The following is a 21,198-nucleotide window of genomic DNA, read 5'->3' on the forward strand; positions in this document are numbered from 1 at the left end:
CTCGCGGATAGCCCAAGGCTTGTCCTTCGTGCTACCCTTGCCTTTTGGAGCCGGTTTGAGCACGCGGGGCGCGAGGATGTCCGTGGGCGGTGCCAATATTGCGGATCGCAACATCATAACGGTGCTCGCCGTCGACATGGTGGGTTCAACTCGCCACATCGCGGCTTGCGACCCCGATGAAGCTCAAGCGTTTTTGGACCAGTGGCTGGATCACATCCGCAACTCCGTGGAGCGTCTCGGGGGACAGATTGTCCACTATGCGGGAGACGGTGGCATTGCCATATTCGGCTGGCCAACCGCATATGAGGATCATGCGGATCGTGCGTGCATCGCAGCCTGGGACATTCAGAGTCATAGCCAGTCGTCCGGCCCCAGGGGAGATCCGGTCAATTTTCGCGTCGGACTTCACTCCGGCCTGGTCGGCTTACGCATAGGCGGCAAAAATGCCATCGCCCGCTTCGACGTTGCCGGAGCGACTGTGCACGTTGCTGCCAAGCTGCAGCAGGAAGCAGCGGCAGGCGAGATCAGGGTTAGCGCCGAAACCGCAAAGCTGTGCCGATCGCCACTCGGCCTTACGGCGCACAAGACGACTTCGGGAATCGCCGATCGGGTCATCGAGGCCTACACGCTGAATGCCCGGCCGGACGATGTCGATCACAACGAAATCGCCAGCCGCTATCAAAATCCGATCGTGAATCGGGTCGACGAACTTGCGGCGCTTCGGGAGCTCCTCCCGCGCCCGGGCGCCAAAAGCTGCTCCGTCACGCTGCTGGGCGAACCAGGTATCGGTAAGAGCCGCCTTGCGACAGCCGTAATGACCGAGGCACTGACATCCGACGTGAGATGCTGCGTCTTTTATGGCGGCGTACAGAAACGTGCCACCGCGTTCGCCGCCGCCCGCACCTTGGTGGGCGACATGCTCGCTGCAAACAGCTCATCTTCGGATGCACATATTCGTGAGGCTCTCGCGGAACTGCACATCGAGGCAGCCGATCGCAGAAAGCTCGAAGCCCTATTCATCGCCGGAAAAGCGTCCTCTCGCCAACGATTGACCGACAATACGCAAACGCAAATTGCACGTGCACTTGTCAATGCCTTCCTCGCATTGGCGCTTGATAGACCAACTCTCTTGCTGATCGAAGACCTCCAGTGGATCGATCCGGAAAGCCGCCATTTCCTGAAATTGCTTGCTCGCGCAAGTACCCCACAGCCGCTTTGCATATTGCTGACCGGACGTCCGGAATCATCAGACCAGTCCATGGAGATTGCGGGCTCGCTCATTCATCTGCAACCGCTGTCGCGGGCCTGCATGGAGGCTTTGGGACGCCAATTGTGGCCGAAAACTCGATCCCCGACCGTGTTTGCGAGAGCAATCGATCGCGCCGACGGCGTCCCCATCGTATTGGAAGAGTTCTTGCGTTCGGCGGACGCGACGAACGCAACGAGCGAACATTCGCTGCCTCAGAGCGTCGAGTCCGTGATTCATGCGCGGCTGCAACGGCTTTCTCCGAAGTTGAAGGCATTCGTGCAGACGCTCAGCCTGCTGGGAGAGGAGGTCGAAATCCAATTGGCCACGACGGTGCTCGGCGTGGACGTAGGCGAGCTGCTGACTGCGTTGTTCGAGCTTGCCCGATTTGCTTTTGTCCATCCGCTTGCGGATAACTCCGTGCGTTTCCGGCATCAGATCATCGCCGAGGCCTGTGCAAACACGATACCGCGTGGCCGGCGTCTGGAAATCCACCAGGCCGCTGTCCAGGCGATCATTCGGCGCTACCCGAATCTGGATGGTCGTTACGAACAGTTGGCCTTTCATGCAGAGGAAGCCGGAGATGCTGATGCTGCACTTGGCTATCTCTGGGAGGCCGCCGTCGAAGCGCGCCGGAACGCCGCAGCCTCATCGCTCAGCTTGATATACGACCGGGCGCTCAAGCTCATCGAGCGTCTTGGGGAAGCCGCCGAAGAAAAATATGTCGACTTCGGTCGAATGAGCTTCGCTTCGATGCTGCAACTCGGCGAATTCAAAAAAGTAAATATGCATTTGCCGCGAACGTTGGAGCTGGCGCGGCGCCAAGGCAGGATTGCTCACGTGTGCAGCGTCCAGTCGCAACTCGGGATGGTCTACTGGTTTGAGGGCCGGTATGAAGAAGGGCTGCAAATAACGAGCGAGGGATTGAGAACGGCTCGAGCGCTGAAATCGACCGCACTCATATTTTCAAATCAGACTATCATGGCAAATGTGTTGCACAGCATGGGCCACGTCCATCGCGCGATTGCGGCGATGGACGAACTGAATGAAATGCTCACAGGAGAACTCGAGACTGCCCGTCTCGGGACACCGGCCGGTCCAAAATGCACGGTTTTGGCATTCAGGAGCTGGTTCATGAATGCAACAGGTCAATATGCGGAGGCGCTCGGATTCGCATTGCGTGCATTGGAGATCGCAATTCGTGAACAGGATTCATATGGGCAAATGCTCGCCCGCATTACGATGGGACGAAATCTCCTCATGCTCCATCGAAATGACCAGGCTGTGGAATGCCTGTCGATTGCAAGGGAGATCGTCGAACGTAACGGCTACGATGCCAGCAAGGCCAACCTGACCGGAGCAATGGCGACCGCTCTGGCACGAACAGGCCAGGCACATCAGGCCGTCGACCTGATAGACGCTTGTATGGAGAGCGGCACGCATCTGCGGACAGGCCAGATCGAGCTCTGCCTTCTCTATGCCGGTTACGCTGAGGCTCTCGTTCGGGACGGGAAATCCGAACGTGGCCTGAGCGCCCTGGATGCTGCTCTTTCCATCGCCAGGACCATCAGGAATCCATGGCTAATTGTCGAATGTCTTGGTTTGAGGGCGCGACTGCTCGCCGAGGCGAAGCCTGGCACCGCCCGCGTCGCTGAGGATCTCGCCGAGATGCACGCGATTTGCGATCAGTTTGGCATTGTTGCCTGGGACGGATCCCGGCTCGCGGTTTAGCAAGGCCGCTCGTGTCGAGACACACCAGTTCACAGGAACCCGTGTCGCGGGCTCGCCGCGCTCAACGGGCGTGGCATGCAATCCGGAGCTTCGACTCGGAGCAACGACCTTGACGGGACTTTGCCAAGAAGTACAATCTCGAGCATCCGGCGGCTATTTCTGACAGCTCTCGTCGCTACCGGGCGAGCTGCGTCTCGCCCAGCTCCGCATATCTGCACAGATTCTGGTTTCGAGAAAACGGGTGGTTCAATTGTAGTTCATGGAGGGTCATGCGATGCTTCGTATCGCTTTCCTCATTGGCTTTGCGCTGGTCGCCGCCGCAAGTTCGGGAATTGAGACCGCTCTCGGCGATCCCATTTATGTCGACCAAGGCCCGACATGGACAGCGGAAGACAGGGCCGACTACTACACGCGCGACCAAGGCTCCCGCTTGATCAACCTCACCTGGTTACGGGCATTGAAAGCGAAGGACGGACAACCGTTCCTCTCGGATGGTCTTACCCGATACGGCTTTCTCCCAAATCCGGGCAATAATACCAACCTCCCCGTCGGCCTCCACACCACAGGTCCCGCAGAGTCCCCGATGGTCGGGATAACATGCTCCGCGTGCCACACGCGGCAGGTTGAAGTGGGGGGCAAGACGTACCGCATTGATGGCGGTCCGGCCTTTATGGATTTCCAGGAGTTCCTGAGCGACCTGGACAAGGCGGTAGGAGACGCGACCGCCAGCGAGACGGCATTCGCTGCATTTGCTGCGGCCGTCTCCCAACCTGCGACACCTTCTGCTGCCGATATTGCCGCACTACGGCAGAGGGTTGATGCATGGCACCTGCGCTTCCATGCATTCGCGGCCGGTACATTGCCGCCAGTTGGCTGGGGGCCTGGACGCCGTCGGGATCATCTTCAACCGCATATCCGGCACCGACGTTGGGCCGCCGCCTGATTTTTTGATCAAGGAAAACATGAGGATTGCCGACGCTCCGGTGCGGTATCCTTTCCTGTGGAATACACCGATGCAGAACCAAACCGACTGGGCCGGTTTTGTGTCGAATGGAAACCGCATTTTTGCACTTGCCCGGAACACCGGGCAGGCTCTGGCGTTCGCCAACTTCGAACCAAAAAAGCTTTCGCTCGGCTTATTCTTCGACTACGCCAACTCCATCAACTTCGATGGGCTGGAAAGACTCGAGAAACTGGTCTTGAAGATGGGTCCGCCAAAATGGCCACTGGAATGGCCTTTCGACAAGAAACTGGCTGACGAAGGTCAAAAACTCTACCAAAGACACTGCAGTGACGGGTGTCACGAGAAGAAGGAGATACACGCCCTGCGTGACTTGTTTGCTACGACGTGGGAGACGCCGCTCAAGAATGTCGGCACCGACACTCGTCAATTCGATGAGCTCGGCTGGAGAGTGAAGACCGGCGCGCTGAAGGGAGCAGGCACCCTGGGCGTCGCCAGGGATCTCGAGGAAGAGGACTACGCCGTCCACATGATGTTCAGCGCAGTCGCCGGTACGATTCTGAACTATAAGCTGTCTCTGGGGAGCGAGCTCGGTGCCGGTGACGGCTTTGGCTCCTCCTTGCCTCGCAACGGGCAAGTGGCACGCACCGCGTCCAAGTCTCCGCTGCCAGCGTCACCGGCTCCGGCACGGGCCTCCGCCGAACCGCCCAGCGCGCAACCATCGGGACCGCCGGAAAGCCTGACGATCGAGCCTTGGACGTTCTTCAAGCGCACCCTCAACAGAGGCGAGTATGAAGCTCGCGTGCTGGAGGGAATTTGGGCCGCGGCGCCTTATTTGCACAACGGCTCGGTGCCGACATTGGCGGAATTGCTCGTACCGCCTGCGAAGCGCATGTCACAATTCAAAGTTGGCGCGAGATACGACATCAAGAATGTTGGTCTTGACGTCACACAAGAGGGGCCAACTCGTCCAGTCACCGATTGCAATGACCTCAATTCAGGAAACAGCCGGTGCGGGCATGACTATGGCACGCGCTTGAGCGACGACGAAAAGAAGGCACTCCTCGAATATTTGAAGACTCTTTGAGAGCCTCGGCTCTGTCTGCGCCAGCCAGGATGTAGTCCGCGCATGCGCTTTGCGCTAAGTGTCCGACCGAAAAATAAGTTGAGTGATATCAGCGAGTTCTGATTCCATCGGTGTTGCGAAGCATCAAAGGGATCGAGAATGTGGACTGATATCACCCGGGCACAGTTTGCCCGAGAGGAGCTGCGTTTGCCAAGCGACTTGACGGATGCGGAATGGGGCGTGCTGGAGAGGTTGCTTCCTGTGCGGGCCAAGCGCGGGCGGCGCCCGAAATGGAGCTATCGCGACATCGTCGAGGCAGTACTCTATCTGCTGCGCGGCGGATTGCCGTGGCGCATGCTGCCGCCCACTCTGTTTCCACCAATGACCACGGTGCAGTACTATTTCTACCAATGGCGCGACAGCGGATTGTGGCAATCGATCAACCACGCACTCCTGATGCTGGCGCGCGAGGCGATCGGCCGGGAGGCCTCGCCGACGGCCGGCGTGATCGACAGCCAATCGGTCAAGACCACGGAAAGTGGCGGCCCTCGCGGCTACGACGCGGGAAAGAAGATCAAGGGTCGAAAGCGCCACATCGTCACCGACACCCAAGGGCTCCTGGTCGGAGCGATCGTTCACGCTGCCGACGTCCAGGATCGTGACGGCACGCCAGATGTCCTGTGCAGCATTCGCTACCGCTTCCCCTGGCTGCGCCATATCTTCGCCGATGGCGGCTATGCCGGCGAAAAGCTCAAGGCGGTGCTGGAAAAGATCGGCCGGTGGACTGTCGAGATCATCAAGCGCTCCGATGCCGCACAGGGCTTCGAGGTGCTTCCGCGCCGCTGGGTGGTCGAACGAACCTTCGCCTGGCTCGGCCGCAACCGCAGATTGGCCAAGGACTTCGAGCGAACCATCGAAAGCGCAACTGCCTGGCTCTTCCTCGCCTCTGTCCAACTCATGACAAGGCGCATCGCAGCGATAAAAACAGCAATGCAATTTTGAGTCAGGCTCTAAGGACTGCGATCGACTATGTTCCGCGCTTCCCCGAGAGCCCCATCCGGAACATCGTCATGCCCCTTCCTCCTTCACAACGCTTCCCCGCACCCGCCCTCGACACGCTCCCCGACGACATCCGCACGCGCCTGCTCGCCGTGCAGGAGAAGAGCGGCTTCGTGCCGAACGTGTTCCTGACGCTGGCGTACCGGCCCGACGAGTTCCGCGCGTTCTTCGCCTATCACGACGCGCTGATGGAGAAGGACGGCGGCCTCACCAAGGCCGAACGCGAGATGATCGTGGTCGCGACCTCGGCGGCCAACCAGTGCCAGTATTGCGTGATCGCGCACGGCGCGATCCTGCGCATCCGCGCCAAGAACCCGCTGATCGCCGACCAGGTCGCGGTGAACTATCGCAAGGCCGACATCACGCCGCGGCAAAAGGCGATGCTCGATTTCGCGATGAAGGTCTCGGCCGACGCACAGCGCGTCTCCGAGGAGGACTTCGGGGCGCTTGCACCGCACGGCTTCAGCGACGACGACATCTGGGACATCGCCGCGATCTCCGCCTTCTTCGCGCTGTCCAATCGGCTGGCAAACTTCACCGGCATGAGGCCGAACGAGGAGTTTTACCTGATGGGGCGCTTGCCGAAAAAATGACGGAGCTCGACTGGTCCGAAATCCTTGCTCGTCTCGGTGCCGCGACCGTCGCCGCCGGCGCGATCGGCCTCGACCGCGACCTGCACGGCAAACCGATCGGGCTGAAGACGCTCGGCATCGTCGGGCTCTCCACGGCGACCGTGGTTCTGCTCGCCCTGCAGCTCGCCGAGCCAACCAGGGTCGCCGATGCCACCAGCCGCGTCATCCAGGGCATCCTCACCGGCATCGGCTTTCTCGGCGCCGGCGTCATCGTGCATCAGAGCATGGGATTTCGCGTCCGCGGGCTGACCAGCGCCGCCTGCACCTTTCTCGCGGCCTGCATCGGCATCGTCTGCGGCGCCGGACAGTGGAAGATCGTCGCCGTCGCACTGGCGCTCGCCTTCGTGCTGCTGACGGTGGGCCGCCACATCGAGCGACGGCTGCACCGCATGCTCGGCGGCAAGGGGGATGCGCACACCGCGGAGACGTCTCCGGACGCGCCGCCGCGGACCTAGCCGGCTGCGCCAGCACGCGGCTCTCACATCCGTCACGTTTTCCGTCGCTGGCTCCAGAAGCTTCCGACACCGACGATGGCGGTGACGAGCAGAACGGCAACGAAGGTCTGGATGATCGTGAAATTCAGGGCATCGCGCGCGACGAACAGCGCGGTGATGGCACCGGCAACGATGAACAGAATGCGAAAGATTGCGCTCACGGTGATGCCTCCGGGTCAGCATGACTCGGAGCCACCTGCGCCCTCGACATTCAGGCAACACCGGTTCGGCAATCATGCCGACGGACCATAGCGCCCTGCGCCGATACGAATTTGCGGTAGGTCAAGTCGCCTGCGCGCCTCAAAGCGTTGGCGACTGATGCAGGTAACGGCCGTCGAAATCGGCAAGGTCCAAGAATTTCCGCTCGTCCAGCACCGTGACGCGGCCGCGGTGCAGCTCGACGATGCCCTCCTGCCGCAACTGCTTGATCACGCGGTTGGCGTGCACCCCGGTGATTCCCAGGGCTTCGCCGATCTGCTCCTGGGTCAGCGGCATCTCGAAGCTGTTGCCGTCAAGACGCTCGATGACCCGGAGGCGTTCGCGCAGCTCGATCATGACATGGGCAAGCCTTGCGGGCGCGGGACGCTGGCCGACATTGACGATCCATTCGCGAAACATGGCGGCGTCGATCAGCGTGTCTCGCCAGAACAACTCGGCGACGCTTGGACTGCGCTGGTGCAATTTTCGCAGCGTTTCGTGACTGATGAAGCCGAGCGTGCATGGCGTCAGCGTCGACAGATCGTGATCCATCACATGCAGGAACAGGCTCATCAGGTCGGGGATCTCGCCGGGGATGTGGATGGAGAGGATCTGACGCTTGCCGCTTGCTATCGTCTTGGAACGCGCACAGAAGCCATCTGCGATCAGGCAGCAATCGGTTGCGCGCTCGCCGTCGTGCACCACGGGCGCCTCCGCCGGATATTGACGAACCGCGATTGGGAGCGCCTCGATCTCCTTCACGTCGTCGTCCGAGATGCCTGAAGATGTACGCAAACGCCTGACAAGCGCAGCACGGATCGTATCGCTAGGCACGCGAGCTAGCTCCGGTTGGCATGAGGTGGGATCTGTATTGCAATCCCTGGCGCCGAAGCGCCGCTGCAATGAAAAACCCGCGATCCACGCCCCCGGTTCCAACAAAAGTTAAGGACGCCACTCGCCTCCCCATGGTTGGCTTTGCGCCGGAAAGGTGCAGCCATGACCAAGAAGCGCAACCGCACGCGACCGGCCCTGTCACTCCAGGAGCGCCTGAACAGGTTCACGCAGGACGCCCGCGCCGCGGCCAAGAAGCTGCCCGCCGGCACCGAACGCCACACACTCTTGCAGAAGGCGCGCAACGGCGAGGCAGCCGCCGAGATCGAACGCCTTCTGTCCTCACCCGGCCCGCAGCACCAGAAGTGATCGTCCCACCGTTGCGTAGCGGCGACTGCGAGGCGCTACACCGCTAGCGCTGCGCCATCAACTCGAGCGCCGGAGCAAAGCGCTCAGAGAATGTCAGCGTCTTGGCGTGGCGAACTGCAGCAAACGATGCCGAGATTCCTGCTGTGGCGACTGCGAGCAAGGCGATTACGAAAACCAGACGGCGCATTTCGGCCTCCTGTGTGAGCTCGACTACCCACCAGAGATGGGGTGGCTCTGTTTCAGGACGGTTTCATCCCTGCGGAAAATGACTTCGCTCAAGCGGCTGTGATGAGATCCGGCTTCTCGGGCCGCCGCGCCGTAACCAACTAATAATCATCGTCGTTGTCTTGCGACGGTCGCGAGCGTTACCGGGAATTTCGCGCCAGCGACCACGATCATGAATCGCAAGACTGCCGCGATAAGCAGTATTCGCGGGAATGCGGAGTCATCGAGGATTGCTCAAATGAACGTCGTCATCCGGAGGCTCAATGGTCTATGGCACCTCGTCGTCGGCTCGTGCCAGATCCGAACGCCCTTCCTGGCAACCCAGGACCGCGCGCTGGTCGTGAGCTACGCCCGGCGCGTCTACCCCGGCGCCAAGATCTTTCAGCGCGACTGATGCGAGCGGTTGCGCCTAATCGTCATCCGCCGGCCCGCACCAGCCGGGCAGATAGATAGCGTCCTTGGTCTTGGCCGCGGACAGGGCCTTCTCGAGCGCCTTGTCGAAATTGGCATCGACTGCCTTGCGCGTCAGTTTCCGGCGCAGAAAGTCGGCCCACAGGAATTCCGAGAACGGCGTGGTGTCCTTGGCGAAGCCGCCCATGCGGCGGAGCTCGCCGGCAAGACTGCGGAAGGGATCATCCTTGAGATCGACGACCGATTTCGGCAAGTCGCGGAACGGACGCCGCTCGCCCTTGGAATCGTAAGGATAGACCCAGCGCTTGTTGTCCATCACGCCCCAGAAAGCCTCGCGCTCGACCATTCTGAGGTCGCCGACCACGGTCACCAGCACTTCCTTGACGCCCTCGTCGTGCAATGCGCGGCCGAGATGATGATGGTCGATCACGTAGTAGCGCTGGTCCGGTCCGTAGACGACGGGGATCATGTGATTGCCGAGCAGGTCGGCCTGCTTCTTCTTGCCGTGCTCGCGCCAGCGCTTGCGCTTCTCCTTGACCTCGCGCATGCCGACCGTCATCTGCGTCGGCCGGAGCGACAGGATCGGCACCGGATGCACTCTCGGTTCGCGCGCGTTGGTGGTGGTCATGATGAAGGCCCCTCACATGGTTGCAACCGGTGGTCCGGTTCCCCTGATTATGCCACGGGCCCCGCGGTGGCAAAATGCGTTCGATCCGGCCGCGGAGATCACAAGCAGATGTTCACGAGAGCCAGCGATGCATGCTTCGGGGTTGTTGCTGCAACGCAACCTCCGCTTCCTGTCACCGACCTGACAGCCGGCGGCGCGTTCGCTCGCGAGCCGCTCCGGAAATATGCCATGCAAGATAGTGCGAAAGCGCAATGCACGTGCGCGTTGAGAAGATTTTCTGCAAGGCATTCACGACGTATGCTATCTAAAAACCGCTGCTTCGGAGTGATCCCCTCACCATGAAAACACAGCGGCCCATCAGCTCGGATGACGAGCACCGGGTGCTCCAGTTCAGGCCGCGCAACGCGTCTCCCCCGCCGGTCCAACGGGGCAGCGGTATCGTGCAGCCGCTGCGCGTCGCGCCCGAGCCGCTCGACCTGTCGCGCTACGAGAAGCCCCGCCCGGAACCGGACAATTTCCGCCACCGCATGCTCGCCAATATTGCGGCGCTCGCCTTCACCATCGCGCTGACCGCAATCGGGATCTGGCTCGCGGTGAGCATTGCCGACCTGCGCCGTACCCAGGACTGCGTGCTGATGGGCCGCCGCGACTGTGCCAAGATCACGACGCCCCATATCTAGGCTCGTCCCCCGGCCGAAGGGGCCGCCGACGGCATCCCCAGCCCTGTCGCCGGGGCCGCCCGGCTCCATTGAACTCAGGGCGGCGCTCCGATATACGGGCTTTCGACCCGGCCAGAGGGGGGGTTGAGGGCATCATCGGGGCGCGATGCCCACCCACCGTTCCACTCTGGAACCTCAGACAAATATCAGCAATATATCAAAGGCTTAGTGATGTCCTCCACATTCGATCAGGTCGCTACGATCATCGCTGAAACCTGCGACATCCCGCGCGACACGATCACGCCGGATAGCCACGCCATCGATGACCTCGGCATCGACAGCCTCGATTTCCTGGACATCGCGTTCGCGATCGACAAGCAGTTCGGCATCAAGCTGCCGCTGGAAAAGTGGACCCAGGAGGTCAACGACGGCAAGGCGACCACCGAGCAGTATTTCGTGCTGAAAAATCTGTGCGCCCGCATCGACGAACTGGTTGCGGCCAAGGGCGCGAGCGCCTAAGCGCGCGGTCATGCAACTCGAATACTTCCACATGATCGATCGCGTCGTCGACCTCAACGTCGACGCGAAGACGATTGTCGTCGAAGCCCTGGTCCCCAAGGAGAGCACGATCTTCGAGGGGCACTTCCCGGGCTATCCCCTGATGCCCGGCGTGCTCCTGATCGAATCGATGGCCCAGGCCTCGGGCTGGCTTCAGCTCGGCGTGCTCAAGTTCGAGCGCATGCCGATCCTGGCCGCCGTCAAGGAGGCCAAGGTCCGCGGCTCGGTCTTCCCCGGCGATCTCATGACCATCGAGGCGACCCTGTCGCATCAGGGCTCGGGCTATGCGGTGACCGAGGCCAAGATCAAGGTCGGCGGTAAGCTGCGCGCGAATTCGACGCTCACCTTCACGCAGATCCCCTTCCCCAATGCGGATATGCGCGGCTTCATGGACGCGGTCGCCAAACGCGTCGGCTTCCCGCAACAGGCCGGATCGCCATGACTGACACTGCTTCGAAGCCCGGCCAGACGGAAGTCTGGATCACCGGCATTGGCCTTGCCACCTCGCTCGGCGAAGGCCTGGACGCCAACTGGGCCGCGCTTCAGGACAAGCGCATCAATGTCGACGAGAAGGGCTTTGCGCCCTGCATCGTGCATCCCCTGATGCCTGTGACCTTCGACAGCCAGATCCCGAAGAAGGGCGACCAGCGCCAGATGGAAGCCTGGCAGCGCATCGGCACCTATGCCGCGGGCCTTGCGCTCGATTCCGCCGGGATCAAGGGCAACAAGGACATCCTGTCGAAGATCGACATGGTGGTGGCCGCCGGCGGCGGCGAGCGCGACCTCAATGTCGACTCCGGCGTGCTCACGGCCGAGGTCAAGGGCGCCAATGCGCCCGGCTTCCTCAACGAACGGCTGATGAGCGATCTCAGGCCGACGCTGTTCCTGGCCCAGCTCTCGAACCTGCTCGCCGGCAACATCGCCATCGTGCACGGTCTCGGCGGCACCTCGCGCACTTTCATGGGCGAAGAGGTCGCGGGTGCCGATGCGGCGCGCATTGCGCTCGCGCGCATCGCCTCGGGCGAGAGCGACATCGCGCTGATCGGCGGCTCCCACAATGGCGAGCGCAAAGACCTGATGGTCCTCTACGAATTCGGCGACTTCAACCTGAAAGACAAGTTTGCTCCGGTGTGGGCGCGCAAGGATCACCCCGGTTTCGCGTTGGGATCTGCCGGCGCGTTCCTGGTGCTGGAATCGAAGGCGCACGCGGAAGCGCGCGGCGCAAAGCCGTTCGCAAAGCTGTCGAGCGTCGTTGCCGACCTCGCCCGGCGCAAGCAACCCGGCGACACGGCCGCGACGCTGGAGAAGCTTTGGGAAAAGCTGCCCAGGCGCGAGGGCAAGGGCGCGATCATATCGGGCGCGACCGGCGCGGAGCCCGCGACGTCAGAGGAGCGCGGCTTCCTGAAGGGCCATGCTGACTTCCCGGTGCGTTCGACCGGCACGATGTTCGGCCACGCCATGGAAACGCAATTCCCGCTTGGCATCGCGCTCGCGGCGCTGTCGATCTCGCGCGGTGCGCTGTTCCCGCCGAACGATTCCACCGGGACCGAGATTGAAATGCAGGGCGCGCCCACCCAGATTGTGGTGGTGGGGGCCGGACACTGGCGCGGCGAGGGCATGGCTCTGGTCGAGGCCGTAAGCTGAAGCGCGTCGCGCTTTGGCGGATGCTCTAGCTCAATCGGGGGATCGACATGACTGCACCACGCGACAAACTCGGGCGTCCCGTCGTCGTCGTCACCGGCATGGGCATCATGACCTCGCTCGGCAACGGCAAGGCCGACAATTGGGCGAAGCTCGTGGCCGGCGAATCCGGCATCCGCACCATCACGCGCTTTCCGGTCGACGGCCTGAGGACGACGATGGCCGGCACGGTCGATTTCGTCAGCGTCGATCCGTTCTCCTCCACCGGCCTGTCCGAGCGGATGGCTGAGCTCGTCACGCAGGAAGCGCTCGCGCAGGCCGGCATCGGCGCCAAGGCCGATTTCCCCGGTCCGCTCTTCCTTGCGGTTGCACCGGTCGAAGTCGAGTGGCCGCAGCGCCGTGAGCTCGGCCGTGCCGTCGGCGCGCAGGATATCACCTATGACGATCTGCTGCGCATCTCCGGCGGCGGCAAGTACAGCGCCTATCACCACCGCTTCATGTTCGGCTCGGTAGCAGCTTATCTCGCCGAGACCTTCGGCACCAAGGGCTCGCCGATCTCGCTGTCGACGGCCTGCGCCTCGGGCGCGACCTCGATCCAGCTCGGCGTCGAGGCGATCCGCCGCGGCGAGACCGATGCCGCGCTGTGCGTGGCAACCGACGGCACCGTGAACCCCGAAGCTCTCGTGCGGTTCTCGCTGCTCTCGGCGCTGTCGACCCAGAACGATCCGCCGCAGGCGGCCTCCCGCCCCTTCTCCAAGAACCGCGACGGTTTTGTCATGGCCGAAGGCGCCGGCGCCCTCGTGCTGGAAAGCTACGAAGCAGCGACCGCGCGCGGCGCAAAAATCCTCGGCGTGATCGCCGGCTGCGGCGAGCTCACCGATTCCTTCCACCGCACCCGCTCTTCGCCTGATGGCAAGCCGATCATCGGCTGCATGAACAAGACGCTGGCCGATGCCGGCATGACGCCGGACCAGATCGACCACATCAACGCGCACGGCACCGCGACGCCCGAGAACGACAAGATGGAGTTCAACACGACATCGGCCGTGTTCGGCGATCTCGCGCAGAAGATCCCGGTGACCTCCAACAAGTCGATGGTCGGCCACACCATCTCGGCCGCGGGCGCGGTCGAAGCGATCTTCTCGCTGCTCACCCTCGAGCATCAGCGCATTCCGCCGACGATCAACTACGACAATCCGGATCCCACGATCCTGTTCGACGTCGTCGGCAACAAGGCGCGCGATGCCCGCGTCACCGCGGTTATGTCGAACTCGTTCGGCTTCGGCGGCCAGAACGCCTCGCTGATCCTGACCCGCGAACCGGCCTGACCGGACGCATGGCGCTGTTACCTGCGAGCATCAAGGCCCGCGCGCGGGTGGCTGCCAAGTCGCTCGGCGGAAGCCTGATCGGGGCCACCACCGTCGGCATGCTGCGCACCACGCGCTATTTCGATCCGGCCAAGACCTCGGACTTCTTCTCCCGCGTGGTGAAGACGATCGGCCCGCGCCTGCGCGAGCACCGCATCGGCCGCGCCAACCTCACCGCGGCATTTCCGGAGAAGTCGCCGGAAGAAATCGAAACCATCCTGATGGGCGTGTGGGACAATCTCGGCCGCGTCGGTGCCGAATTCGCCCATATGGACCAAGTCTGGGATTACGACCGCGATCATCCGGAAAAGAGCCGGATCGAATTGCCGCCGCGCAGCATCGAGCTATTCGACCGCATCCGCGACGACGGCAAGCCGGCGCTGATCTTTGCAGCCCATCTCGCCAATTGGGAATTGCCGGCGCTCGCCGCCGTCGCACACGGGCTGGATGCCGCGATCCTCTACCGCCGCCCGAACATCGCGTCTGCCGACCGCATCATCCAGGAGATGCGCCAGGTCAACATGGGCACGCTGATCCCCGCGGGGCGCGATGCGCCGCTGCGGCTCGCGCAGGCGCTGAAGGACGGCAAGCACGTCGCCATGCTGATCGACCAGTACCTGACCGGCGGCGTCGAGGTCACCTTCTTCGGCCGCAAGACCCGCGCCAACCCGATGCTGGCCCGCCTGCTCCGCCAGGTCGAATGCCCGATCCACGGCGTCCGCATCATCCGCCTGCCCGGCAACCGTTTCCGCGGCGAGCTGACCGAGGAGATCAAGCCGGTGCGCGACGCCGACGGCAAGATCGACATCCAGGGCACGACGCAGGCGATCACGAGCGTGGTGGAAAGCTGGGTGCGCGAGCATCCCGAGCAGTGGCTGTGGCTGCACAGAAGGTGGCGGTAGCGAGCCGTCAAACGGCTAACGCGGTTACCTATTCCTCATCCTGAGGAGCGCGGAATGCGCGTCTTGAAGGATGACGGCCCGGCCGGTGGCCTCGCCCTTCGAGACGCGCGCGAAGAGCGCGCTCCTCAGGGTGAGGGTCTGGCCTTCTCTCTGCCGAAAGACTTCGTCCCAAACAAAAAGGCCCCGGCGCATGACCGGGGCCTTCGCGTTCAAGCTCTCGAACCGTTCAGTACTTCGCGACCACCGGTCCACCGAACGTGTAGTTCACGCGCACCGTGCCGATGTCGATGTCCTGGCTGATGCGGTGGGTGCTTGGCGGCGCGGCGAAGGGGGCAATGGTGTTCGTGGTCACGTCCCGGCTGCCCATGAACAGATGATCGTATTCGACAGCGACAGACCAGCCCGGCGCGAAGCCGAACTCGATTCCCGCTCCCACGGTCCCTCCCCAACGCGTCTCGGAGCCGACGGCACCGGTCTGGCCGGCGACGACGGCGAAGAACGGCGCGAGAGCGGCCGCGCCGGCCGGCGTCACCGTGAGCGAGTATTTGTCGTGAACGACGGCCGCACCGCCCTTGGCATAGAGCAGCACGTTGTTGAAGGCGTATCCGACCTGCCCCGTGAACAGGCCGAAGGCGTCGACCTTGGTGACGTCGTTGAGGAGAGAGGTGGTACCAAAGACGGCATACTGGCTCGCGTTGCTGCCCCTAAAATCGGCCCAGTTGCCCTGCGCCTCCAGGCCAAACACCCAGTTGGTCGCCTGCCAGCGATAGCCGATCTGTCCACCGACGGTGGCGCCTGTCGCGTTGTGGCACCCCTCGGGAACTGACGGCACGATCGGGAAGCCGGAATCGTTGAAGATGTCCCAGCAAGTGTGCGCAGAACCGCCGCCACCGTTGATACCGAGATAGAGACCGCCCCAATTGTAGACCGGCACCACGACAGGAGCCTTGGTGTAACGCGGGGCCATGTCAGCCGCCGACGCAGCGGTGACGAACAGCAACGAGCCAGCCGCAGCCAGAACAACTTTCTTCATTGGGGCAATTCCTATGAGCGAATATATTCCGGTTCCATACACCGGAACCGCGCCGGACGCTGTCACCCCAAGGACACATCCGGATACCATCGCAACGACGTCAGGTTGTATGCGCAATCTGAGAAGACCGGCCGCAGATCGGCACCGCGCGCTGCTTCAGGTCATTGCGTCCGCGCGTCGATGAAGCCAGGCGTCACCGCGACTTAGGCACCGCCACCGCCGGCGACCCGCAGGTGACGCTTCTACTGTGCATGGGGTTGTTTTGCAGATTTTGGCTTCCGGGCGGTTCCCAGAGCGACTACCGCCCTGTCTTCACCTTGGTCCAGAGCCGGTTGATGATCCGCTGTGTCGCCGGCTCGCGCGCCGTGATGACGAACAGTTTTGCCAGCGTCGCCTCGTCCGGATAGATGTTCTTGTCACCAAGGATCTTCGGATCGACCAGCTTCTGGCTGGCGAGGTTGCCGTTGGCGTAGGACAGGAAGTCCGAATTCTTGGCGGCGACATCAGGACGGTAGAGATAGTTGATCAGCTCGTAGGCTTCCTTGACGTTCTTGGCGTCCGCGGGGATCGCGAGATTGTCGAAGAACATCTGCGCGCCCTCCTTCGGGATGGCGTAGCCGATCTCGATGCCGCTGCTATCGTCCTTCTTGGCCTCCGCCGCGCGGGCGCGGGCCTGCATGATGTCGCCGGACCAGCCGACCACGAAGCAGATCTCGCCGGTGGCGAGCGCGCTGAGATATTCGGACGAGTGAAACTTGCGCACGGACGGTCGGACCTTGGCGACGATTTCGGCGGCCTTCTCGAGGTCGGCCTGCTTGGTCGAGTTCGGATCGAGCCCGAGATAGTTCAGCGCCGCCGGGAAGATGTCGTCGGCGGAGTCGAGCATGTGGACGCCGCAGTCTTTGAACTTCGCCAAATTTTCCGGCTTGAAGACGATGTCCCAGCTGTCGATCTTCGCGTCGGGCCCGAGGATTTGCTTCACCTTGGCGACGTTGTAGCCGATGCCCGTCGTGCCCCACATGAAGTTGGCGGCGTAGACATTGCCGGGGTCGTAAATGCCAAGGCGCTCGGTCACCACCGGCCAGGCATTGGAGAGGTTCGGCAGCTTCGACTTGTCGAGCTTCTGGAAGATGTTGGCCTTGATCTGGCGCTGGAGGAAATAGGCCGTGGGCACCACGACGTCGTAGCCGGACTTGCCGGCCATCAGGCGCGTCTCCAGCGTCTCGTTGGCATCAAACGTGTCGTAGACCACCTTGATGCCGGTCTCCTTGGTGAAGGCATCAAGGACGTCAGGCGCCATGTAGTTGGACCAGTTGTAGAAGTTGACGACCCGCTCCTCGGCCCCTGCGGGGGCGGAAAGCAACGTCAGCGCCGCGGCGATTGCAAAACCAAGGCAACGCCCGGAGCGGCCGACGTTCGTCATCTTTCCTACCTCTTGCGCCCGCGCACCGCGTCCGACAGCCGCTCCAGCGCGGTGTCGAGCGTCTCGTCCTTCTTGGCAAAGCAGAAGCGCACCACGGAGGTCACCGCATCCTGCTCGTAGAAGGCCGACACCGGGATCGCCGCGACCTTGTAGTCCTTCACGATCCGCCAGCAGAACTCGGTGTCGCTCTCGTTGAGCCCGAGCGGCGACAGGTCGACGGTGAGGAAGTAGGTGCCCTGCGACTTCAGCACGGGGAAGCCGAGGCTCTCCAGTCCCCTGGTCAGGCGGTCCCTGCTCCGCGTCAGGTCCTTCCGCATCGACAGGAAGTAGTCGTCGGACTTGCCGAGCCCATAGGCGACGGCGGCCTGGAGGTTCGGTGCGGTGGTGAAGGTCAGGAACTGGTGCACCTTGGCGGCCACCCGTAGCAGCGGCGGCGCGGCGCAGACGAAGCCGATCTTCCAGCCGGTCAGCGAGAAGATCTTGCCGGCCGAGCCGACCTTGATGGTGCGATCGCGCATGCCGGGGATGGTGATCAGCGGGATGTGCTTGTGCTCGTCGAAGGTGACGTGCTCCCAGACCTCGTCGCAGATCGCGATGACGTCGAACTCCTGGCAGTAGCGGGCGAGCAGCTCGAGGTCCTCGCGCGGATAGACCACCGCGGAGGGATTCAGGGGATTGTTGAAGAGCACCGCCTTGGTCTTTGAATTGAAGACGCTTTTCAGCATGTCCTCATTCAACCGCCAGTGCGGCGGCTCGAGCCGTACCAGGCGCGGAATGCCGCCGGCCTGACGGATGATCGGCAGGTAGGAATCATAGACCGGCTGGAAGCAGACCACCTCGTCGCCGGGCTGGACCACCGCGAGGATCGCCGAGGTCAGCGCCTCGGTGCCGCCGGAGGTCACCATCACCTCGCTCATCGGATCGAGCTTGAGGCCGTGCCAGTGGCCGTAATGGGTCGCGATCGCCTGGCGCAGCTCCGGCAGGCCCATCATCGAGGGGTACTGGTTGTAGCCGTTCAGCGAGGCCTCGGCCGCGGCGCGGCGGATATCCTCAGGCCCGGGATCGTCGGGAAAGCCCTGGCCGAGATTGATGGCGTTGTTGTCGCGCGCGGCCTGCGACATCGCCTCGAAGATGGTGACGGGAAGGTCGGCAAAGACCTTGTTCAGCGAGGAGCTCTTGGTCGTCATCGCGAGGTCAGCCACCGACCTTGCTGGGAAGACCCGCCGCCTTCCAGCCCAGCATGCCGCCGGCCAGATGCTTGTCATAAGGCAGACCCGCCGCCTGGGCCGCGAGCGAGGCCGTCACCGAGCGTTTTCCGGAGCGGCAGGCGAACACGACCTCCTTGCCCTGGGGATCGGGGATCGCCTTGGGATCGAAGGTCGAGAGCGGCACGACAACGCCGTAAGGATAGGCCCCGGCGTCGACCTCGTTCGGCTCGCGCACGTCGACGAGGAGATAGCGCCCTTCCGCGACACCCTTGGAGACCTCGTCCGGGGTCAGATCCTGTACCTGGTTTGCCACATCATCCTCCAACGTCACGAGCCGCCTGCCGGGGCGATCCCGGCGGGCGGCAACCTCGCCTCTCGGCAGCCGAAAATCAAGCGCTACAAAGGCTTGAGCTGCATCCCGCAAGTTAAAGCTAAATCGCAGCGACTTGAAGTGCGGCTTTCAGGATGCCTGAAACTCCTGCTTCGCATCCCACCACGCGCTCGGTGTCATTCCCCGCGAAGGCGGGGAATCCAGTACGCCGCGGCCTATCGATTCAACCACAACTGTCTCGGAGTACTGGGGCGCCCGGTCAAGCCGGGCGACGACGGCGGTGGGGCTAGATCGTGACCTGGGTACCGACCTCGACCACGCGGCCGGAGGGGATCTGGAAATAGTCGGTGGCGTCGTTGGCGGAGCGGCTGAGCGAGATGAACAGCCGGTCCTGCCAGCGCGGCATGCCGGAATGGGCGGCGGGCTTGAGCGCCCTGCGCGACAGGAAGAACGAGGTCGACATGATGTCGAACTGCCAGCCAAGCTTGCGGGCGATCGCCAGCGCCTTCGGCACATTGGGCGATTCCATGAAGCCGAACTTCAGCGTCACCTTGGAGAAGGTCGGTGAGATCTGCTCCAGCCTCACGCGCTCGGCAGGATCGATGCGCGGGGTCTGGGCGGTCTCGATGGTGAGAATGACATTCTTCTCATGCAGCACTTTGTAGTGCTTCAGACTATGCATCAGCGCGGTCGGGGCACTGAGGGGATCGCTGGTCAGGAACACGGCGGTGCCAGGCACGCGCTGCGGCGGCCGCTTCTCCAGCATCGCCACGAGGTCGGCGAGCGGGAATTCGAGCTTGCGCGACTTCTCGAACAGCAGCCGGCTGCCGCGCCGCCACGTGTACATCAGGATAATCATCAGCGCGCCGAGCGCGAGCGGCACCCAGCCGCCCTCGAACACCTTGAGCAGGTTGGCGGCGAGGAAGGTCAGGTCGAGGAACAGGAACGGTACGATCAGGGCTGCGGCAGCGAACGGCGACCACTTCCAGACCTTCCAGATCACGACGAAGCCCATCATCGCGGTGACCACCATGGTTCCGGTGACGGAGATGCCGTAGGCCGACGCCAACGCGCTGGAGGAACGGAACAGCAGCACCAGCAGCACCACCGCGACCAGCAGAAGCTGGTTGATGCGCGGGATGAAGATCTGGCCCGAATGGGCTTCAGAGGTATGGCGAATTTCGAAGCGCGGCAGCAACCCGAGCTGAATCGCCTGGCGCGTCAGCGAATAGGCACCGGTGATGACGGCCTGGCTCGCGATCACCGTGGCGGCGGTGGCGAGAACGACCATGCAGCCGCGGAAAAAGCCTTGCGGGAACAGCTGGAAGAACGGGCTCACGATCGCGCCGGGATCGCCGAGGACGAGAGCGCCCTGCCCCAGATAGTTCAGCGCCAGCGATGGCAGCACGATGAACAGCCAGGCGGTCTGGATCGGCCGCTTGCCGAAATGGCCGAGGTCGGCATAGAGCGCCTCGGCACCGGTGACCGCCAGGAACACGGCGCCCAGCGTCACGAAACCAATGATGCCGTGATGGAACATGAAGGACACGGCGTAGAGCGGGTTCAGCGCGAACAGCACCTGCGGCTGCTCGATGATCGGGTGGATTGCCGCGATCGCGATCACCGCGAACCAGACGCACATCACGGGACCGAAAAACGCGGCGACGCGGGCGGTGCCACGCGACTGCACGGCGAACAGGCCGACCAGGATGATCACGGTCAACGGAACGATGTAGGGCTCGAAGTGCAGGGTGACGTCCTTCATGCCTTCGATGGCCGACAGGACCGAAAGCGCCGGCGTGATCACGGCGTCGCCGTAGAACAGGGCGCCGGAAATGATGCCGAGCAGGACGATGGTCGCCCCGCCGGTGCCGACCGCGCGCTGCGCCAGCGCCATCAGCGCCAGCGTGCCGCCCTCGCCATTGTTGTCGGCACGGAGCAGGATCACGACGTATTTGAGCGTCACCACGACGATGAGCGCCCACAGGATCAGCGAGAGCACGCCGAGCACGGCCGCCGGCGTCGGCACCCCCTCTGCGCCCGAGGCCGCCATCACCGCCTCGCGGAACGCGTAGAGCGGGCTGGTGCCGATATCACCGTAGACGACGCCGATGCTGCCGAGCGTCAGCGCACCGAAACGGGCGGTGGTGTGGGCTTCGCCATGCCCATTGGCCGCCGCCGTTTCCGGGGCGGAAATCGCTACGTCACTTGTCATGGGAGAGCCC

23 protein-coding genes are annotated in these 21,198 nt (G+C 63.0%); 14 read left to right on the forward strand and 9 right to left on the reverse strand.

The window, feature by feature from the left end; genetic code table 11:
- Positions 1–82 precede the first annotated feature (82 nt).
- The 6 genes from HAP41_RS29470 (at position 83) to HAP41_RS29495 (ending at position 7,150) form a co-directional block, all read left to right on the forward strand.
- Entirely contained in the window at positions 83–2,977 is a 2,895-nt protein-coding gene (locus HAP41_RS29470) for an ATP-binding protein (protein ID WP_166094537.1), read from the forward strand.
- 274 nt (positions 2,978–3,251) lie between these two features.
- On the forward strand, positions 3,252–3,920 hold the full coding sequence (locus tag HAP41_RS29475; protein WP_206706237.1) for a hypothetical protein: 669 nt from the start codon (positions 3,252–3,254) through the stop codon (positions 3,918–3,920).
- Positions 3,817–5,025 (forward strand): di-heme-cytochrome C peroxidase, encoded by a 1,209-nt coding sequence (locus tag HAP41_RS29480; protein WP_248577244.1) that lies wholly within the window; start codon positions 3,817–3,819, stop codon positions 5,023–5,025. The genes HAP41_RS29475 and HAP41_RS29480 overlap by 104 nt, the downstream gene beginning before the upstream one ends.
- Positions 5,026–5,163: 138 nt before the next feature.
- Positions 5,164–6,006 (forward strand): IS5 family transposase, encoded by an 843-nt coding sequence (locus tag HAP41_RS29485; protein ID WP_166060442.1) that lies wholly within the window; start codon positions 5,164–5,166, stop codon positions 6,004–6,006.
- A gap of 68 nt (positions 6,007–6,074) precedes the next feature.
- Entirely contained in the window at positions 6,075–6,656 is a 582-nt protein-coding gene (locus tag HAP41_RS29490) for a peroxidase-related enzyme (protein WP_063986449.1), read from the forward strand.
- Complete coding sequence (locus HAP41_RS29495; RefSeq protein ID WP_063983961.1) at positions 6,653–7,150, forward strand: MgtC/SapB family protein; 498 nt, start codon at positions 6,653–6,655, stop codon at positions 7,148–7,150. Before HAP41_RS29490 ends, HAP41_RS29495 begins: the two co-directional genes overlap by 4 nt.
- A 32-nt stretch (positions 7,151–7,182) precedes the next feature.
- On the opposite strand, the gene HAP41_RS29500 is transcribed toward HAP41_RS29495, so the two are convergent.
- Positions 7,183–7,350, reverse strand: coding sequence for a hypothetical protein (locus tag HAP41_RS29500; RefSeq protein ID WP_166094532.1), 168 nt, complete (start codon positions 7,348–7,350; stop codon positions 7,183–7,185).
- 139 nt (positions 7,351–7,489) lie between these two features.
- Positions 7,490–8,221: a Crp/Fnr family transcriptional regulator gene (locus HAP41_RS29505; RefSeq protein ID WP_166105721.1), complete on the reverse strand. Its 732-nt coding sequence runs from the start codon at positions 8,219–8,221 to the stop codon at positions 7,490–7,492.
- A 162-nt stretch (positions 8,222–8,383) separates the two neighbouring features.
- Between HAP41_RS29505 and HAP41_RS29510 the strand changes: the two genes are divergently transcribed.
- Positions 8,384–8,587 (forward strand): hypothetical protein, encoded by a 204-nt coding sequence (locus HAP41_RS29510; protein ID WP_063983963.1) that lies wholly within the window; start codon positions 8,384–8,386, stop codon positions 8,585–8,587.
- 43 nt (positions 8,588–8,630) lie between these two features.
- Here HAP41_RS29510 and HAP41_RS29515 read toward each other — a convergent pair whose 3' ends face one another.
- Entirely contained in the window at positions 8,631–8,774 is a 144-nt protein-coding gene (locus tag HAP41_RS29515) for a hypothetical protein (protein WP_166094525.1), read from the reverse strand.
- Positions 8,775–9,050: 276 nt separating this feature from the next.
- Here HAP41_RS29515 and HAP41_RS29520 point away from each other — a divergent pair, with 276 nt between their 5' ends.
- Positions 9,051–9,206 carry a hypothetical protein gene (locus HAP41_RS29520; RefSeq protein ID WP_166094517.1) on the forward strand — a complete coding sequence of 52 codons (156 nt, stop codon included), beginning with the start codon at positions 9,051–9,053 and terminating at the stop codon, positions 9,204–9,206.
- 15 nt (positions 9,207–9,221) lie between these two features.
- Here HAP41_RS29520 and HAP41_RS29525 read toward each other — a convergent pair whose 3' ends face one another.
- Positions 9,222–9,851, reverse strand: a complete 630-nt coding sequence (locus HAP41_RS29525; protein ID WP_085404818.1) for a ParB-like protein — start codon at positions 9,849–9,851, stop codon at positions 9,222–9,224.
- 338 nt (positions 9,852–10,189) lie between these two features.
- On the opposite strand from HAP41_RS29525, the gene HAP41_RS29530 reads away from it, so the two are divergent.
- The 6 genes from HAP41_RS29530 (at position 10,190) to HAP41_RS29555 (ending at position 14,978) form a co-directional block, all read left to right on the forward strand.
- A complete protein-coding gene (locus HAP41_RS29530; RefSeq protein ID WP_166094493.1) occupies positions 10,190–10,531 on the forward strand; it encodes a hypothetical protein in 342 nt (113 codons plus the stop codon).
- A 210-nt stretch (positions 10,532–10,741) separates the two neighbouring features.
- On the forward strand, positions 10,742–11,029 hold the full coding sequence (locus HAP41_RS29535; protein WP_007592476.1) for an acyl carrier protein: 288 nt from the start codon (positions 10,742–10,744) through the stop codon (positions 11,027–11,029).
- A 10-nt stretch (positions 11,030–11,039) separates the two neighbouring features.
- On the forward strand, positions 11,040–11,510 hold the full coding sequence (locus HAP41_RS29540; RefSeq protein WP_063983966.1) for a 3-hydroxyacyl-ACP dehydratase FabZ family protein: 471 nt from the start codon (positions 11,040–11,042) through the stop codon (positions 11,508–11,510).
- Positions 11,507–12,712, forward strand: a complete 1,206-nt coding sequence (locus HAP41_RS29545) for a beta-ketoacyl-ACP synthase (RefSeq protein ID WP_063983967.1) — start codon at positions 11,507–11,509, stop codon at positions 12,710–12,712. Before HAP41_RS29540 ends, HAP41_RS29545 begins: the two co-directional genes overlap by 4 nt.
- Before the next feature lie 47 nt (positions 12,713–12,759).
- Positions 12,760–14,037: a beta-ketoacyl-ACP synthase gene (locus HAP41_RS29550; RefSeq protein WP_063983968.1), complete on the forward strand. Its 1,278-nt coding sequence runs from the start codon at positions 12,760–12,762 to the stop codon at positions 14,035–14,037.
- A gap of 8 nt (positions 14,038–14,045) precedes the next feature.
- Complete coding sequence (locus HAP41_RS29555; protein ID WP_166094473.1) at positions 14,046–14,978, forward strand: lipid A biosynthesis lauroyl acyltransferase; 933 nt, start codon at positions 14,046–14,048, stop codon at positions 14,976–14,978.
- A 226-nt stretch (positions 14,979–15,204) separates the two neighbouring features.
- Here HAP41_RS29555 and HAP41_RS29560 read toward each other — a convergent pair whose 3' ends face one another.
- The 5 genes from HAP41_RS29560 to HAP41_RS29580 form a co-directional block, all read right to left on the reverse strand.
- Entirely contained in the window at positions 15,205–16,011 is an 807-nt protein-coding gene (locus HAP41_RS29560; protein WP_085404822.1) for an outer membrane protein, read from the reverse strand.
- Between the two features lie 298 nt (positions 16,012–16,309).
- Complete coding sequence (locus HAP41_RS29565) at positions 16,310–17,434, reverse strand: polyamine ABC transporter substrate-binding protein (RefSeq protein WP_166094471.1); 1,125 nt, start codon at positions 17,432–17,434, stop codon at positions 16,310–16,312.
- Positions 17,435–17,439: 5 nt separating this feature from the next.
- Positions 17,440–18,621: an aminotransferase gene (locus HAP41_RS29570; RefSeq protein ID WP_166094465.1), complete on the reverse strand. Its 1,182-nt coding sequence runs from the start codon at positions 18,619–18,621 to the stop codon at positions 17,440–17,442.
- 7 nt (positions 18,622–18,628) lie between these two features.
- On the reverse strand, positions 18,629–18,955 hold the full coding sequence (locus HAP41_RS29575; RefSeq protein ID WP_166094460.1) for a rhodanese-like domain-containing protein: 327 nt from the start codon (positions 18,953–18,955) through the stop codon (positions 18,629–18,631).
- 304 nt (positions 18,956–19,259) lie between these two features.
- On the reverse strand, positions 19,260–21,188 hold the full coding sequence (locus tag HAP41_RS29580) for a potassium transporter Kup (RefSeq protein ID WP_028146684.1): 1,929 nt from the start codon (positions 21,186–21,188) through the stop codon (positions 19,260–19,262).
- Positions 21,189–21,198 lie beyond the last annotated feature (10 nt).

It is taken from the genome of Bradyrhizobium barranii subsp. apii, assembly GCF_011516635.5.
Taxonomy (GTDB): Bacteria; Pseudomonadota; Alphaproteobacteria; order Rhizobiales; family Xanthobacteraceae; genus Bradyrhizobium; species Bradyrhizobium barranii.